Origin of the sequence: Micromonospora sp. CPCC 206061, assembly GCF_036906915.1 — a bacterium.
GTDB lineage: Bacteria > Actinomycetota > Actinomycetes > Mycobacteriales > Micromonosporaceae > Phytohabitans.
This window is the reverse complement of sequence record NZ_JBAKHX010000089.1, coordinates 1-16280: the sequence shown is the minus strand read 5'-3', so window position 1 is coordinate 16280 and position 16280 is coordinate 1. Positions and strand designations below refer to the sequence as shown.

Annotated in this window: 15 protein-coding genes; 8 read left to right on the top strand and 7 right to left on the bottom strand. The window is 70.9% G+C overall.

The annotated features are described in order from the left end of the window. Positions 1-42: 42 nt before the first annotated feature. The 3 genes from V6V89_RS35295 to V6V89_RS35285 form a co-directional block, all read right to left on the bottom strand. Complete coding sequence (locus tag V6V89_RS35295; RefSeq protein ID WP_334623980.1) at positions 43-585, bottom strand: RNA polymerase sigma factor; 543 nt, start codon at positions 583-585, stop codon at positions 43-45. Positions 586-688: 103 nt separating this feature from the next. Further along, on the bottom strand, positions 689-922 hold the full coding sequence (locus tag V6V89_RS41970; RefSeq protein WP_442935287.1) for a hypothetical protein: 234 nt from the start codon (positions 920-922) through the stop codon (positions 689-691). Between the two features lie 41 nt (positions 923-963). Next, complete coding sequence (locus tag V6V89_RS35285) at positions 964-2220, bottom strand: MFS transporter (RefSeq protein WP_334623979.1); 1257 nt, start codon at positions 2218-2220, stop codon at positions 964-966. Positions 2221-2272: 52 nt separating this feature from the next. Here V6V89_RS35285 and V6V89_RS35280 point away from each other — a divergent pair, with 52 nt between their 5' ends. Continuing rightward, positions 2273-3151 carry a winged helix-turn-helix transcriptional regulator gene (locus V6V89_RS35280; RefSeq protein ID WP_334623978.1) on the top strand — a complete coding sequence of 293 codons (879 nt, stop codon included), beginning with the start codon at positions 2273-2275 and terminating at the stop codon, positions 3149-3151. Positions 3152-3206: 55 nt separating this feature from the next. Here V6V89_RS35280 and V6V89_RS35275 read toward each other — a convergent pair whose 3' ends face one another. The 3 genes from V6V89_RS35275 to V6V89_RS35265 are packed head-to-tail and all read right to left on the bottom strand — an operon-like array spanning position 3207 to position 6592. Further along, complete coding sequence (locus V6V89_RS35275) at positions 3207-5093, bottom strand: sialidase family protein (RefSeq protein ID WP_334623977.1); 1887 nt, start codon at positions 5091-5093, stop codon at positions 3207-3209. Positions 5094-5134: 41 nt separating this feature from the next. Then, entirely contained in the window at positions 5135-5815 is a 681-nt protein-coding gene (locus V6V89_RS35270; protein WP_334623975.1) for a FadR/GntR family transcriptional regulator, read from the bottom strand. Between the two features lie 30 nt (positions 5816-5845). After that, the gene (locus tag V6V89_RS35265; RefSeq protein ID WP_334623973.1) at positions 5846-6592 is read right to left on the bottom strand and encodes a FadR/GntR family transcriptional regulator; all 747 of its coding nucleotides are present in this window, start codon (positions 6590-6592) and stop codon (positions 5846-5848) included. 69 nt (positions 6593-6661) lie between these two features. Here V6V89_RS35265 and V6V89_RS35260 point away from each other — a divergent pair, with 69 nt between their 5' ends. The 5 genes from V6V89_RS35260 to V6V89_RS35240 all read left to right on the top strand — a co-directional run bounded on the left by V6V89_RS35260 (position 6662) and on the right by V6V89_RS35240 (position 13267). Further along, positions 6662-8284: an ABC transporter substrate-binding protein gene (locus V6V89_RS35260; RefSeq protein WP_334623972.1), complete on the top strand. Its 1623-nt coding sequence runs from the start codon at positions 6662-6664 to the stop codon at positions 8282-8284. Between the two features lie 25 nt (positions 8285-8309). Then, positions 8310-9269 carry an ABC transporter permease gene (locus V6V89_RS35255; protein WP_334623971.1) on the top strand — a complete coding sequence of 320 codons (960 nt, stop codon included), beginning with the start codon at positions 8310-8312 and terminating at the stop codon, positions 9267-9269. Beyond that, on the top strand, positions 9269-11212 hold the full coding sequence (locus V6V89_RS35250; RefSeq protein WP_334623970.1) for a dipeptide/oligopeptide/nickel ABC transporter permease/ATP-binding protein: 1944 nt from the start codon (positions 9269-9271) through the stop codon (positions 11210-11212). Before V6V89_RS35255 ends, V6V89_RS35250 begins: the two co-directional genes overlap by 1 nt. Next, positions 11212-12219 carry an ABC transporter ATP-binding protein gene (locus tag V6V89_RS35245; RefSeq protein WP_334623969.1) on the top strand — a complete coding sequence of 336 codons (1008 nt, stop codon included), beginning with the start codon at positions 11212-11214 and terminating at the stop codon, positions 12217-12219. The genes V6V89_RS35250 and V6V89_RS35245 overlap by 1 nt, the downstream gene beginning before the upstream one ends. Before the next feature lie 115 nt (positions 12220-12334). Then, positions 12335-13267 carry a dihydrodipicolinate synthase family protein gene (locus V6V89_RS35240; protein ID WP_334623967.1) on the top strand — a complete coding sequence of 311 codons (933 nt, stop codon included), beginning with the start codon at positions 12335-12337 and terminating at the stop codon, positions 13265-13267. Positions 13268-13420: 153 nt separating this feature from the next. Here the strand turns inward: V6V89_RS35240 and V6V89_RS35235 are convergent, their stop codons facing one another. Beyond that, positions 13421-14425, bottom strand: a complete 1005-nt coding sequence (locus tag V6V89_RS35235) for a lytic polysaccharide monooxygenase auxiliary activity family 9 protein (protein WP_442935288.1) — start codon at positions 14423-14425, stop codon at positions 13421-13423. Between the two features lie 125 nt (positions 14426-14550). On the opposite strand from V6V89_RS35235, the gene V6V89_RS35230 reads away from it, so the two are divergent. Together V6V89_RS35230 and V6V89_RS35225 are read left to right on the top strand one after the other, a co-directional pair. Further along, complete coding sequence (locus tag V6V89_RS35230) at positions 14551-15807, top strand: LacI family DNA-binding transcriptional regulator (protein WP_334623964.1); 1257 nt, start codon at positions 14551-14553, stop codon at positions 15805-15807. 57 nt (positions 15808-15864) lie between these two features. Then, positions 15865-16200: a DoxX family protein gene (locus tag V6V89_RS35225; RefSeq protein WP_334623963.1), complete on the top strand. Its 336-nt coding sequence runs from the start codon at positions 15865-15867 to the stop codon at positions 16198-16200. Positions 16201-16280 lie beyond the last annotated feature (80 nt).

The window sequence follows — 16280 nt, the reverse complement described above, 5'->3', positions numbered from 1 at the left end:
CGGCGAAACGTGAAGCGAAGCGGATCGTTCTTCTGGGATGCTTCATTCCGGCACCCCCTGGGTGGCGAGCGTGCGGGCCAGCGCGGCCCGGGCGTGGTGGAGCCGGCTCTTGACCGTGCCGACGGGCACGCCCAGCACTGCGGCGACCTCCGCGAGCGGCAGGCCGGCGACGAACACCAGCCCGATCACCTCCCGGTGGTGGTCGGGCAGCTCGCCGATCGCGCCGGCCACCGGCGTGCCGCCGGCCGCCGCGATGGCCAGCTCGTCCGGGCCGGGCGCGGGATCGGCCCGATCCAGCGGCTCGGTCGGTGACGGCGGCGGCGCGCCCCGCAGCCGGTTGTACGCCTGCCGCCGCGCCACCCCGAACAGCCACGTCGTCACCGTGGACCCGCCCGCGTACGTGCCAGCGGACCGCCAGACCGCGAGCATCGTGTCCTGCAGGATCTCCTCGGCGGTCATCCGGTCACCCGCCAGGCGCAGCAGGTAGCCGAACAGGCGGCCGCTGTGCGCCTGGTACAGCCGGGTCAGCGCGCCGCTGTCTCCGCGCGCGACCCGGCGAAGCAGCGCCGCGTCGTCAGACTCCATCACAGGTGAGTAGCGAGGTGATGCCGGAAAGGTTCAACACACGTTGCCGATGCGGGTGATCGGCGCGTCGATGACGATCCGCGCCGCGCCGCGCACCCGTCCACTATGCCGCACCGGTATGTCTATGCCGGCCTCGACATCTCCGCCGCCAGGCTCGTGACCGCCAGGCGGTAGCGGTCGGGTACTCCACCGGCTCGACACCGAACTCGTCACGCAGCCGCCGCATCGCGACCTCGTGTACGGCCGGAAACGCGCCGGGCGCGGCGAACGACAGGGAGACCACAGCCACCTTGTCTCCGGCGGTCACCTTCGGAGAAACGATGAATTCAGGGAGCACGCGCTCATCTAACGGGATCCCGTCCAGCGGCGCAGAGGTTTTCAGGCTCGGATGGCCACCCGCGCGCCCGCCGGCCGGCCGGAGTCGTCGTCCTCGTAGTCGGTCAGGTCGCGCAGGTGGCGTACCGGCGAGGCCAGCAGGACCAGCGGCATGCAGGCGGCCGCTACGACGAAGAGCAGCAGGGTGATCCGTCCACTGAGGACGCCGGCGGCGGCTCCCGCGACGAGGCCCCCGATCGGGATCGCGCCCCAGGAGACGAAGCGGACCGTCGCCATCACCCGGGGCAGCAGCTCGGGCGGGCTGGCGATCTGCCGGTAGGTGCGGGTCACCACGCTGAGCACCACCACGCCGATGGAGAAGACCACGTTGCCCACGGCGAAGGCGACGAAGCCCTGCCAGCCGGCGCCGATGGGTACGAGGATTGTGCCGGCCACGGCGACGAAGCCCGCGGCGATCAGGGCACGGGCGGTACCCAACCGGGCCGTGATCCGGTTGGTGAGAGCCGCGCCGATCAGCGTGCCCACGCCATCGGCGGCGAGCAGCAGGCCGACGAGTCCGGGCTCGGCGTGCAGCTCTCGCACGAGGTAGAGGGCGTACAGCGCGTGCTGCGCCCCGCAGACGGCATTGGCCGCGGTCGCGGCCCACATGCACGGACCCATGACCGGGTGGCGCACGACGAACCGCCAGCCTTCGCGGACCATCGCGCGCACCGGCGGCCAGCGGTCGGGCGCGGCGGCGCGGCGTTCGGGCAGGGTCCGCAGCAGCAACGCCGAGACGAGGTAGCTGACCGCGTCGACGAGCAGGGTGGGCACCGCGCCGAGAACCTGGACGACGAGACCGCCGACGGAGGGCCCACCGAGTTGGGTGGTGGCGTGCGTACCGGAGGTGAGGCTGTTGCGAGACTGCAACTGCTCCTTGCTCACGATCGCCGGCAGGAAGGTCGAGTTGGCGACGTCGAAGACGACGTTCGCGAAGCTGATGATCAGGGCCACGATCACCAGTTGCGCCACCGTCAGGCGCCCCGCCCACCAGGCCAGCGGGATCGAGCTGACGGCCACCGCACGGGCCACGTCGGCACTGATCTGGACGCGCCGCATGGGCAGCCGCTGCACGATGACCCCGGCAGGCAGGCCGATCACGATCCAGGCGACGTAGCTGGCGGCAGCGATCACCCCCATCTCGAACGCCGAGGCGTCGAGCACGGTCAGCGCCGTGAGCGGCAGCGCCACAGCACTCACCGCCGAACCGACCGCGCTGGTGGTGCCCGCTGTCCACCACCGCCAGAAGACGCTTGCCATCCCCCGCACCTCCCCAGGCGAGTTCCAAAACGGAACTTACTATAGTTGGGGTGTGAAGCGCAGTGATCTTTCCGACGCCGACTGCGGCATCGCTCAGGCGCTCGGGGTCATCGGCGACTGGTGGACGTTCCTGGTGATCCGCGACGTCGCAGGCGGCATCACCCGCTTCGACGGCCTGCAGCGGGAGCTCGGCGTGAGCCGGCGCGCACTCGCCGAGCGCCTGGCCAACCTCGTCGCGCACGGCGTACTGCGCAAGGAGGCGTACTCCCGTCACCCACCCCGGTACGACTACCTGCTGACCGCGAAGGGCGAGGGCCTGCTACCCGCGCTGATCGCCCTCCAGGACTGGGGCACCAGGCACGTACTGGGCGACGGCACGCTGACCGCCGCCGGCGACGGCGGCTCCGCCGAGGCGCGCCGGACGCACGAGCTGATCGGCCGGAGGCTGCCAGATGTCGTACTGGAACGGCACGACGGCGAGTGGGTGCCGCCCAGCGCCCCAGGTGGCGCGTGGACCGTGCTCTACTTCTTCCCCGGCGCCTTCGCTCCGGGCCCGCAGGCCTATCCGCCAGGCTGGGAGGACATCCCGGGCGCCAAGGGCTGCACCCTGGAGTCGCTCACGTACGCGTCGCGGCACGCCGACTTCGAGGCGTCCGGAGCCACCATCCGCGGCGTCAGCACCCAGCGGCCCGACCAGTTGGCGGCCTTCGTCTCGCACGCGAAGCTGCCCTACCCGCTGCTGTCCGATCAGGACATGAAACTCGCGGCCGGAATGCTGCTGCCGACGTTTCGGGCCGGCGGCACCGACCGGCTCAAGCGCCTCAGCCTGCTGGCGGATCCCGACGCCGTCATCCGCGCGGTGCAGTATCCGATCAGCGACCCCGCCGGCTCCGTGGACGACATGCTCACCCTGGTCCGGGAGTACGTCTAAAGCCGACGCAGCCGCATGGCGGCTGCGTCGACGAAAAGAGGGGGTCAGCGGGAGGTCAGCGGATGGATTCGAAGGGGAGCCACAGGCCCAGGCGGCCGCCGACCGGTGCGGCCTTGGTGCGGATCAGCTCCAGCTCGCGCTCCGACAGTGCCCGGCGGTACACGCGCACGTCGTCGATCGAGCCGCGGAAGCGGTCCACACCGTCCACTCGCTGTCCAATATGGATGCCGTGGACACCGAACTCCTTGCCGGCGGTCACCGACCCCGGGGGTGCGGTAGCGGCGGCGACCTCGACACCGTCGACACGCAGCACCAGGCGGCCACCCGCGCGCTGGAGCACAACGTGGTGCCACTGGCCGTCGTTGTACGCCGTGGGCGAGGCGACAGACACGTTGAAGCGGTCCACCACCATCAGCGCCCGGATCCGGTTGCTCGCCGGCTCGGCGCGCATCCAGATCTGCGGTGTGGTGCCGCTTCCCGTCCGGTACGCCCAGAGGATCGCGTGCGAGCCGGTCGTCTCGGCGTACCGGATCCACGTGGCGAGGGTGAAGTCGTCGCCGCGCAGGTCGATGGACTCGTCGAACGGCACCTCCACCCGGTCGTCGACCCGGTCCAGTGCCAGCCCCTTGCCGAATCGGCCGCCGGTCAGCTGAGCGCCACCGCGCACGTACGCGGGATTGCGGTTGAACGTGACGTCGGGCGTCATGGGTCCGGGCTCTGGCGCTGGCGGGATGCCCGGCGGCGTCCCGTTCGGCGTGGACAGGTACGCCTCGTTGAAGCGGGCGTACCGGATCGTCTCGTACGGGGTGGCCACGCCCGCCTCGTACAGCAGGCCGACCTCGGCGCCGTCGAGCCGGACCATGTCGGAGTACGCGGCCGGTCCCCAGTGGATTACCTTGCCGCGCTGCCACGTGTCCCACGTGCGACCCTCGTCGTAGGACGAGCGCACGCTCATCACCTCGCGGGCGGCCGGGTGTGCCGGTGCCGACAGCAGGATCCGGTTGCGTGCCGCGCCTTCGCTCTTCGCGCTGTACCGCAGCGTGGACGCCTGCACGTCCGGCATCGCCAGGGCGGGAATGGTCCGGAACGGCGCGTCGAACGTGGCGCCGCCGTCGCTGCTGGTCGCGTACGCCCGGCTGCCCGGGTCGGTGCCGCGCTCGCGGGCCAGGGCGTAGATCCGGCCGTCTGCCAGCTCGGCGACGGTGACCTCCTGCGCGATGACCCGGCCGTCGTCGCGGCCGGTCTCCGCGCCGATGTGCCAGGTTTCACCGCTGTCGTCGCTGTACAGCAGGTGCGTTCCGTACACGTGTGGCCCGCCGGCACCGTCGTAGCTTTCGAAGCTGGCGCCGACGACGAGGCGGCCGGCGTGTGCGCCGCGGGTGAGCTGGATGCCGTGCATCGGCCCGGTGGCGTACCAGTGGTTCCACTCTGGACGCTTCGCCTCGGTCAGCTCGCGCGGCGCCGTCCATGTCTCGCCGTTGTCGTCGCTGGTCTGGACGTAGGGGTCGCGGTCGCAGCCGTTGGGGCACGGCGCCGCGCCGTTGTGGGTGCTGACCAGCACGACGCGTCCGGTGCGCCGGTCGACGATGGGCACGGGGTTGCCGTGGGTCGTGCCGTTGCCCTCGGAGACGACCTGGACCGGCCCCCAGGTGCGCCCGCCGTCGGTGGAGCGGCGCAGCACGATGTCGATGTCCTCGTCGTCGCCGCAGTCCTTGACGCGGCCCTCGGCGAAGGCGAGGACCATGCCGTTGGCGGCCCGGACGATCGCGGGGATGCGGTAGCAGGCGTAGCCGCCGGCGTCCCGTTGTTGGTACAGCACCTGTTCGGCGAAGAACGGCTCGGCGGCGGCGGTCCCGGCGCGTGCCGGGGTGGCGATCGCGGCGAGGACAGCGCCGGCGATCGCGATGGACGCCCATAGCGGACGTAGGACGTGGGATGTCATGCTGGCGTACCGTACGCCGGTTGATCGTGCTGAGGCAAGAGCTAGCGCTCGGCCCAGGCGTGCGCCCGGGCCACTCTCGCCTTCACGTCGGTGAAGTGCGCGCGCATCGCGTCGCGGGCGGCCGTCGCGTCGCCGCCGCGCAGCGCGTCGACGATGCGCTGATGGTTGGCCACGACCTCGGTGACCCGGTCTTCCGGCGGGTCGAGCGACGCCTCAAGCTCGTGATAGACGTTCCAGAACAGGGCGATGAGCTGCAGCACCAGCTCGTTGCCGCAAGACTCGTAGAGCAGCGCGTGGAAGGCGCGGTCGGCCGCCAGGTCGGTGTCCATCCTGGAGACCAGCGCGTCCAGCGCGGCCAGGCGGGCCTCGCTCAGGGTGCCGGCGACCTGCCCGACGAGGCCCACCTCGATCAGCTCCCGCACCTCGACGAGGTCGTGCAGGGCGCCGATCCCGGCCGGGGTCTGCGAACGCACCCGGAAGGCCAGCGACGGCGACAGCACGTCGAGCGAGGCGCTCCCGACGAAGGTGCCGTGGCCGTGCCGGATCTCGACGATGCCGAGCGCCTGCAGCGCCTGGATCGCCTCACGGACGCTGTTGCGGCTGGCGCCGAGCAGGTCCATGAGCATGGGCTCGGTGGGCAGCGCGGCGCCGGGCGCGAGCTGGCGATCGTGGATGAGGGCGACGATCCGCTGCTGGAGGATCGCACCGTTCCGTCTGGTCACGGCGACATCCTATGTTCATGCTCTTCGTATTCAGGTCCGGCCCAGGCGGGCGAGGCGGCAGCGTACGCCCTCGAAGTGGGCCTGCATGGCGGCGATTGCCGCGGCCTTGTCGCCGGCGACGACCGCATCGTAGATGTCGCCGTGCCTGCGTGCCACGTCGTACGGGGTCTCGTCGGGCGCGCCGAGGTCGTCGCGCAGCTGGTGGTACACGTCCCAGAACGCGCCCAGCAGCTGGCCGACGAGCGGGTTGCCGAGTGGGCGGTACAGCACCTCGTGGAAGAGGCGGTCGGTCTCGGGCGACACCGGCCCGGCGGCGGCCTCGGCGTGCATCCGCGCCATGACGGCGGCCACCTGTGACACGTCGGCCGCCCGGTGGTGGTCGATGAGGCGCTGGACCAGGCCGCTCTCCAGCACCTCGCGGATCTCCATGAGGTGCGCCAGGTGGTTGCGCTCGTCCTGCATCGTGATCCGGCTGTGGAAGGCCAGCTCGTCGACCAGGCCGGTGAGCGACATGCGCCCGACGAACATGCCGAAGCCGTGCCGGATCTCGACGATGCCCACGGCCTGGAGCGCCTTGAGCGCTTCGCGCACCGAGTTGCGCCCGATGCCAAGCTGCGCCATCAGCTCCGACTCGGTGGGCAACGGGTCACCGGCCGCGAGCCGGCGGCTCAGGATCAGGTCCTTGACGGCCTGCTGGACCTCGATCGACCGGCTGAGCCGCCGGGTCCCAGGTAACAGTCCGGAAACCTGCTCTTGACCTCGGGAAGGCTCGACCATAACCTCCACCGTACAGGACGTAGGACGTGGGACGTCCAATGTCCTGCTCCCCACACCTAGGAGGTACCCGTGCGCGCCCCGGACTCTCGGCACGTGCTCAACCGCCGCGACTTTCTGCGATACACCGCCACGATGGGCGCCGCCGCCGCGGTCGCGACCACCGTTTCCGCTTGCTCCAGCGGTCCCGCCTCCACCAGCAGCGTCGGCGCCGGTGGCGACAAGGACCTGATCACCGCCGTGATCGGCTACGGCAACGACCAGAGCTGGGATCCCACCCAGACGGCGTCCGCCTTCGCGATGGCCGCCATCAACCACATCTACGAAGGGCTGCTGGAGACCGACCCCATCACCCGGGAGCCGTATCCGGCGCTCGCCACCGCCCTGCCCACCGACACCGCCGCCACCACCTGGAAGTTCACGCTGCGCGAGGGCGCCAAGTGGCACGACGGCAAGCCCGTCACCGCCGATGACGTCGTCTTCACCTACCAGCGGGTGCTCGACCCGAAGGCCAACGTGCTGGTCGGCAACTTCTTCCGCGCCTGGCTCGGCGAGGTGCGCAAGGTCGACGACCGCAGCGTCGAGTTGGTGTTCAAGTTCCCGTTCCCGGACGCGGTGCAGCGGCTGTCGATCGTGAAGATCATGCCGAAGCACGTCTTCAGCGAGCCGGGCGCGTGGGACGCCGCCAAGGGCGGCAAGACGTGCGGCTCCGGCCCCTACAAGCAGGTCTCGCACCAGCCGAAGTCGAACACCACCTTCGAGGCGTTCGCCGACTACAACGGCCCCCGGCCGGCCACCGTCAAGAAGATGAACTGGCTGACCATTGTGGACGCTTCGGCGCGGGTCGCGAAGATCTCCGGCGGTAGCGCCGAGGCCCAGATCGCCGACAACGTGCCGTACTCGAACATCGAGCAGCTGAGCGGCTCCGGCCTCACGGTCGAGGGCGGCAAGGGCATGAACCACATGTTCCTGATGTTCAACACCGGCACCAAGCCGTTCGACGACGTCCGCGTGCGCCAGGCGCTGCTGTACGCCATCGACACCCGCACGATGATCGACGTCGCCCTCAAGGGCCACGGCACCCCGGCGAGCAGCTTCCTCAACGAGCAGAATCCCTCGTACGCCGAGGCGAAGACGGTCTACAGCCACGACCCCGACAAGGCAAAGGCGCTGCTGGCCGCCGCCGGCGTGACCAACCTGTCCATCACGCTGATGGCCGTCAACGTCAGCTGGATCGCCGACTGCCTACCCACCATCGCCAACTCGTGGGAAGCCATCGGCGTCAAGACGACGCTCCAGCCGCAGGACACCAGCGCGCTGTTCACGAAGATGGACCAGTCGCAGGACTACCAGGTGGTCGCCGCCGCGTCGAACCCCAACCAGTTCGGGCTCGATGCCGACCTCATCCTCCGGTACAACTACACGCGCGGTGGCTCGTGGATGAAGTACACGAAGTGGGACGCCAGCCCGCAGGCGACCGCGCTGTTCGCGGCGATGGACCAGGCCGCACAGGAGCCGGACAAGCAGAAGAAGCTCGCGCTCGTACACCAGTACCTCGACACCATCGCGGAGCAGGCGGTGCTCTACCCGGTGGTGCACACCGAACTGATGACGGCGTGGGACCCCAAGAAGCTGTCGGGCGTCCGCCCACAGGGGTACCCCGGCATCAACCTGCTGCAGGTCAAGCGCCTCTAGGAGGCTTACTCTCTAGGAGTCTTGCGTGGCCGTCATCGCCAGAATGCTGGTGCGCCGCATCCTCGTGCTGATCCCGCTGCTGCTCGGCGTGGTCGCGTTCGTGTTCGTCATCATGCGGTTCTCCGACAGCAAGCCGGAGTACGCGTATTTCCAGGGCGCGAACCCCACGCCGGAGCAGATCCGCCAGTTCCAGGAGGAGAACGGGCTGCTCGACCCGCTGCCGCTGCGCTACCTGCGCTTCGTCGGCGACCTCCTGCAGGGGGACATGGGCACCAGCGTGCTCACCAAGCGGCCGGTGCTGGACTCGGTCGTCACCGCGATGCCGCTGACGATGCAGCTCACCATTCTCGGGCTGCTCATCGCGGTGGTACTGGCGCTGCTGTTCGGCGTCACCGCGGCCCTGTACCGGGACCGGTGGCCCGACCACCTGATCCGGGTGGTGTCGCTGGTCGGCGTCGCGGCGCCGGCATTCTGGCTGGCCCTGCTGATGATCCAGTGGCTCGCCGTCGGCCAGGGCTGGTTCCCGACCGGCGGGTACATCAACCCGGCCGACTCGCTCAGCGGCTGGCTGCGCTCGATGACGCTGCCAGCGCTCTCGCTGTCGCTGCCGGTCGCCGCCCAGCTCACCCGCATCATCCGCACCTCGGTGGTGGAAGAGCTCGACAAGGACTACGTGCGCACCGCGATCGGCAGCGGCCTGCCGCCGATCGTCGTGGTGGGGCGGAACGTGCTGCGCAACGCGCTCATCAACCCGCTGACCGTCCTGGGGCTGCGGATCGGGTACCTGCTCGGCGGTGCGGTGGTCATCGAGACGATCTACTCCCTGCCCGGGATGGGCCAACTGATGATCAACGCGGTGCGAGACGGCGACCCGGCGGTCGTGCAGGGCGTCGTGCTGACCATCGCCGCCGGGTTCGTCGTCGTGAACCTCGTGGTCGACGTGCTGTACCTGCTTGTCAACCCGAGACTGAGGAGCGCTGGCTGATGCGACGTGGACTGACCGCCCGGCTCTCCCGGCCCGGCATCAGGTTCCGGCGGCTGCCCCCGCTGTCGTGGGTCGCGCTCGGCGTGGTCGTCGTCGTGGCCCTGGCCGCGCTGTTCGGGCCGCTCCTGGCGCCACACTCGCCGTACTTCCAGGAGGCCACCGGCGGCGGGCCGTCGGCGGCGCACTGGATGGGCCTCGACAGTGCAAACCGCGACATCCTCAGCCGACTGCTGCATGGGGCGCGCTGGTCGCTCATCATCGGCCTCGGCGCCACCGGCCTCGCTCTGGCGGTCGGCGCCCTGATCGGCGCGATCGCCGCGACGTCCCGCCGCTGGCTCGACGAGACGCTGATGCGCGTGCTGGACGTCGTCATGGCGTTTCCGGGCATCGCGCTCGCGGCGGTGCTGGTCGCCGTGTTCGGCGGCGCGATCCCGGTGCTCGTGTGCGCGCTCGGCTTCCTGTACATGCCGTCGGTTGCCCGGGTGGTGCGCGCCAACGTCCTGGCACAGTACGGCGAGGACTACGTGGCCGCCGAACGGGTCATCGGTGCCCGGACGCCACACATCCTGCTGCGGCACGTCGCGCGCAACTGCGCGGCACCGGTGCTCGTGTTCTGCACGGTGATGGTGGCCGACGCCATCGTGTTCGAGGCATCGCTGTCGTTCATCGGCGCGGGCGTGCGGCCGCCGGCGCCGTCGTGGGGCAGCGTCATCGCCGACGGCAAGAACATGGTGCTGCTCGGCGGCTGGTGGGCCACGGTCTTCCCGGGCCTGCTGATCCTCGTCACGGTACTGGCGCTGAACATCCTTTCCGAGGGCGTCTCCGACGCGTGGGCAGCGCCGGCCTCCCGCGCTCCACATCGGATAGTGGCGGCGGGTACGCCGGTTGCCTCGGCCGGCGAGGGCCGGGTCACCGAGCTGCCAGGCCTGACCGAGGCCGCCGCGCGGCTGGCCGCCCGCGCGCGGCCGCTGCCCGAAGGGCCGCCGATCCTCGAGGTGAGCGGCCTCGCGATCGGCTTCGACGACCGGCACGGCGGCATCGACATCGTCGACGGCATCTCCTTTGACGTACGCCCGGGCGAGGTGCTGGGCCTCGTCGGCGAGTCGGGCTGCGGCAAGTCGCTGACCGCGCTGACCGTCATGGGGCTGCAGCCGCGCGGCGCCCGCGTGCGCGGCACGATCCGGTTTCGTGGCCAGGACCTGCTCACCATGCCCCGATCGGCGCGACGCCGGCTGCTCGGGCACGACATGGCGATGATCTACCAGGACGCGCTGTCGTCGCTGAATCCGGCGATGACGGTACGGGCGCAGCTGGGGCAGCTGATCCGGCGCGGCGGCACGCGTACGGCCGAGGAGTTGCTAGGGCTGGTCGGCCTCGATCCGGCGCGGACGCTGTCGGCGTACCCGCACGAGCTGTCCGGGGGCCAGCGCCAGCGGGTGCTGATCGCGATGGCGCTGTCGCGCGGGCCCCGCCTGATCGTGGCCGACGAGCCCACGACGGCGCTGGACGTGACGGTCCAGGCTCAGGTCATCGAGCTGCTGCTGCGGCTGCGGGCCGAGTTGGGCTTCGCGCTCATCCTGGTCTCCCACGACCTCGCGCTCGTGGCCGACGTGACCGACCGGGTGGTCGTCATGTACGGCGGCCAGATCGTGGAGACTGGTGTGACGTCGGCCGTCGTTGGCGCCCCGGCACACCACTACGCCCGCGGGCTGCTGGGCTCGGTGCTGTCCCTTGAGGCCGGTGCGAAGCGGCTGACCCAGATCCGCGGTGTCGTGCCGGCGCCGGCCGATTTCCCGGCCGGCTGCCGGTTCGCCGACCGCTGTCCAATGGCGACGGATGTCTGTCGCACCGAGGCGCCGCCGCTGACCGGAGCGGAACGCCGGCATCAGGTGGCCTGCCATCACCCGGCCGTACCGGCCGTCGCGGCGACGGAGGTGCTGTGATGGACACGCTGCTGGCACTGTCCGATGTGCACGTCGTGCACAAGGCCCGGTCCGGTGGGGTGTTCCGCCGCGACCGCGTGTACGCCCTCACCGGCGCCGACCTAGCCATCGCGCCCGGCGAAACCGTAGGCATCGTCGGCGAATCGGGGTGCGGCAAGTCGACGCTCGCCCAGGTGCTCGTCGGGCTGCAACGGCCCACCGCCGGCACCGTCACCTTCCGGGGGGAGCAGCTGTGGCGGCTGCCGGACGCCCGGCGCCGCCACCTGATCGGCTCCAACGTCGGCATGGTCTTCCAGGACCCGGCCACCGCGCTGAACCGCCGGATGCCGATCCGGCAGATCCTGCGCGACCCGCTCGACGTACACCGGCGCGGCACCACGCGCGAGCGCGACGAGCGGGTGCGGGAGCTGCTCGACCAGGTGGGCCTGCCCCGCAGCGCGGCCGACCTGCTGCCCGGCCAACTCTCCGGCGGGCAGCGCCAGCGCGTGGCCATCGCCCGAGCGCTCGCCCTCGCGCCGGAGTTGCTGGTCGCCGACGAGCCCACCAGTGCGCTTGACGTGTCGGTGCGGGCGCAGATCCTCAACCTGTTGCTGGACCTGAAAGACCGGCTGGGGCTGGCGCTCGTTTTCGTGTCGCATGACATCCAGACGGTGCGGCGGATGAGCGACCGGGTGGTCACCATGTACCTCGGCCGGATCGTCGAGCAGACACCGGCACACTCGGTGCCGCACGCGGCGCGCCACCCCTACACGCGCGCGCTCTTCTCCGCCACGCCCGGCCTGCTGTCGCCGATCGACCCGATCCCGCTCGTCGGCCCCGTGCCGTCCGCCACGCGTCCTCCTAGCGGCTGCCCGTTCCGTACCCGATGCTGGCGGGCCGACGCGGCCTGCGCCGCCGAGATGCCCCCGCCGCGCGCGGACGGCGCGCACGTCCTGCGCTGCCACCACCCGGTCGACGACGGCGCCACCGACCTCGAACTGATCACCCAAGCCCAGGAGCGTTCATGATCGATCCAACTCGCGCTCGCCTCCGTTCACGCGGGTCGTGCGCCCCGAAGCCTCCCCCCAGCCGCCTGTCACTCCCGCCGCAATCCTGGCCCTCGCTGCGCTCGGGAGGCGACGCATGACCATCGCCACGGCCCTGTCCGGCGTCATCCCCCCGGTCTGTACCCCGCTGTCCCCCGACGGCGAGGTCGACACCCGGTCGCTGGTCCGGCTGGTCGACCACCTGATCGAGGGTGGGGTGAACGGGCTGTTCGTGCTGGGCTCGACCTCGGAGGTGGCGTTCCTGCCCGACCGTCACCGCAAGGTCGTGCTGGAGACGGTCGTCGGGCACGTGGCCGGGCAGGTTCCGGTGCTCGCCGGCGCGATCGACATGACCACGTTGCGGGTGCTCGACCACGCGCGGGAGGCGGTGCGCCTTGGCGCCGATGGGGTCGTGGTCACCGCACCGTACTACACGAGGACCCACCCGGCCGAGATCGAGGGACACTTCCGCGCCGTCGCCAGCGGGGCGGGTGTTCCTGTGTACGCCTACGACCTGCCGGTGTCGGTGCACAGCAAGCTCAGCGGGGAGTTGCTGCTGAACCTGGGAGCCGATGGCGTGCTGGCCGGAGTCAAGGACTCCAGCGGCGACGAGGGCGCGTTCCGGGGGCTCCTGGTAGGGCGGCGGGAGCGTGCCGGCCTGGAGTCGTTCAGCGTCCTCACCGGCGGGGAACTGACCGTCGACTGTGCACTGTGGATGGGCGCGGACGGTGTGGTGCCGGGTTTGGGCAACGTGGACCCGCACGGGTATGCCCGGCTGTACAGGTCGGCGGTGGCCGGAGACTGGGAGGCGGCCCGGGTCGAGCAGGAGCGGCTGCTGCGCCTGTTCCAGTTCGTGACGGTGGGTGGCACGCGGATGGGTGGGAGCTCGTCGGCGCTTGGCGCCTTCAAGGCCGCCCTGTACCTACGAGGCATCATCACCCACCCGACAACGGCAGCGCCCCAGATCCCACTGGACGAAGACGAAATCGCAAGGGTAGGCAAGTACCTGGCCGCAGCCGGCCTGATCTGACCCGCTCAGCGAGGGTTCGACGGGATGTAGCGGGTCACGGTGGCGAAGGATGCGTCTCGCAGATCAACTGGCCGCAAGTCCACATAGGTCACGGGACGAGAAAGTCGCGTGCCGGGCGCACATGCCGCCCGGCACGCCGATCTGAGTCGCAACTCAGGTGGTGGCCGTACAGGTCAGCGCCGGCACCGCGTTGGTGCCCGCCCACGACGCGATGAACCCGAAGTTCACGTTGCCTCCCGCGGCGACCGCCCCGTTGTAGCTGGCATTGCTCGCGGTAACGCTGGATCCGCTAGTCGTGACGGCGGCACCCCACGACGAGGCGATCTGCTGGCCGCTCGCGAACGTCCACCTCACCGCCCAGCTCCGGATGGCCGCGCGCCCCGCGCTCACCCGCACCTCGCCCTGGAAGCCGCCGCTCCACTGGCTGGTGACCGCGTAGGTTGCCGAACAACCGCCAGAAGCAGGTGGCGGTGTGGTCGGCGCTGACGTGGTCGGCGCGGGCGTCGAGGTGCCGCCGCCACCGATGATCACGTCGCTGCACATGTAGTACGACTCGTCCTTGTGGCTCGCCTGCCAGATCGTGTAGACGACGTGCCGCCCGGTGCGGGTGCCGGCGTCGACCTGGGCCGTGTAGACACCGGGCGCACCCGGCTGGAGCCCGGTCGTGGTGACCAGCTCCAGGTCGCTCCAGCGCAGCGGCTGGGTGAGCGCGTCGTACCCCTGGCGCGTGATGTAGACCCGCAGGAAGTCGGCGCCGTGCCTCACCCCATCGGTCACGGTGAGCGTGAACTGGCGGGGCTTGCTGGCGGCACGCCACTCGCCCGGCTTGTCCATCGAGGCGAAGCGGCCGTCGTGGGTGAGCCCGCCGCTGCAGAGCTGACCGTCGGGGATGGCGGCACGGTAGTCGCCGGCGACACCGGTGCGGTTGAGCGCGTTCCAGTTCCACATTGCGTTCGGGTTGGCCCGCCAGGCCTGCCAGCACATCGGGTCTTCGGTGGCCATGACGGGGTTCTGGAAGTCGCTGCCCCACCGGTCGAAGCAGCCGAACACCCGCGAGGGCGGGTCGGTGGCGGAGCCGTGTGCCTGTGCCGGCACGGCCAGCGTGGTCGCCAAAAGCGCGCCCACGACACCGGCGGTGAGGAACAAGCGCCGCATCATCATCGTCCTCCTCCTCATACCCATTGATGGATCACAATGTCAGAAACGGTCAACAGTGGCAAGGAAACGTTCACAGCGCCTGCGGAGCGCTATACATGGAGCTAGATGGGCACTATTTTGGCTCCATGCCAACCGGAGCGCGACGCGCACGCGGCGAGATAGAGCAACTGCCCAGCGGCTCCCTGCGCGTGCGGGTCTACGCCGGCATCGACCCGGCCACGAAGAAGAGGCGCTACCTCATGGAGACCATCCCGGCCGGGCCCTCGGCGGTCCAGGAGGCCGAGGCGGTCCGCGCCCGCCTGCTCGGCCAGGTCGGCGAGCGCCGCGGCGCGAGGGCGACCGACACGTCCACGGCCACCCGGCAGAGCGAGCGCCGGCAGGGCGAGCAGACGGTCGCGGCGATCGCGCGGTTCGCCGGGGTATCGGCACCGACAGTGTCCAAAGTGCTCAATGGCCGTTCGGGCGTGGCGCCGGATACCCGGCGGCGGGTCGAGGCGGTGCTGCGCGAGCACGGATACCGCCGCCCGGAAAAGGTGTCGCGAGCCGCCAGTATCGAAATCGTCTTCTACGGGATGCAGAGCAACCTGGCGGTCGAGACCATGCACGGCGTCGAACGCGTCGCCAGCGTCCACCACCTGGCGGTCGGCTTCACCGACGCGGTCCACCAGTCATCCGCGGGGCGCTCCTGGGCTCAGGACCTGCTGGCCCGGCGCCCGACCGGCGTGATCGCCGTGCGCATGGGCTTCACCTCCGAGCAGCACGCCATCCTGGCCGCGAGCGCCATCCCGCTGGTCGTACTCGACCCGACAGGCGAGCCGGAGCATCCGGTGCCCTCGGTGGGCGCGGCCAACTGGAGCGGCGCGATCGCCGCCGCCCGCCACCTGCTCGACCTCGGTCACCGGCGCATCGCCGTCATCACCGGCCCCACCGAGCGGCTGTGCGCCAGGGCCCGGCTCGAAGGCACCCGCGCCGCGCTCGACGCCGCCGGCGTGCCGCTCGACGAGCGACTTGTCCGCGTCGGGCAGTGGTTCGCCTTCGAAGACGGGCTCAACCACGCGCACGAGCTGCTGCGCCTGTCCAACCCGCCCACCGCCGTGCTGTGCGGCAACGACCTGCAGGCGTTCGGCGTCTACGAGGCGGCTCGGCAGGCCGGCATGCGCGTGCCAAACGACCTCAGCGTGATCGGCTTCGACGACATCACCTACGCCAGGTGGTGCGGGCCGCCGATGACCACCGTGCGGCAGCCGCTGGCCGACATGGGGGCCGCCGCGGCCGAGCTCGTGGTGGCCCTGGCCGCCGGGGAGCAGCCCACCCACACGCGGATCGAGCTGGCAACCACCCTCATCGTCCGCGACAGCACGGCGCCACCCCGCGACCGCTAGACGGGAGCACATGACAACCGCCGACGTCATCGAGTCCATGTATGCGAAGGTCCAGCGGTGAACACACTGCTCGCGACGGTCCTGATCGGCCTGTTCGGCGTCCTCGGCACCGCCAAGCTCGCCGCCATCCCGGCAATGCGGTCGGCGGCGCGGCACCTCGGGTTCTCCGTCGGCCAGTACCGCATGATCGGCGCCCTCGAACTGGCCGGTGTCGCGGGCCTGGCGCTCGGCTTCACCGTGACGCCGATCGGCGTCGCCGCCGCCACCGGCCTGACCTTGCTGATGCTCGGCGCCGCAGCCGCCCACCTGAGAAACCGCGACCCCCTACCCCGCGTACTCCTCCCCCTGCTCGTAGCCGCCACAACCGCGACCTACCTCCTGACCCTCCCCTAGCCCGCCGCTTCCCCGCCGCGCCGCTTCCCCGCCGCGCCGCTTCCCCGCCGCGCCGCGCCGCGCCCCGCCGCGCCCCCGCC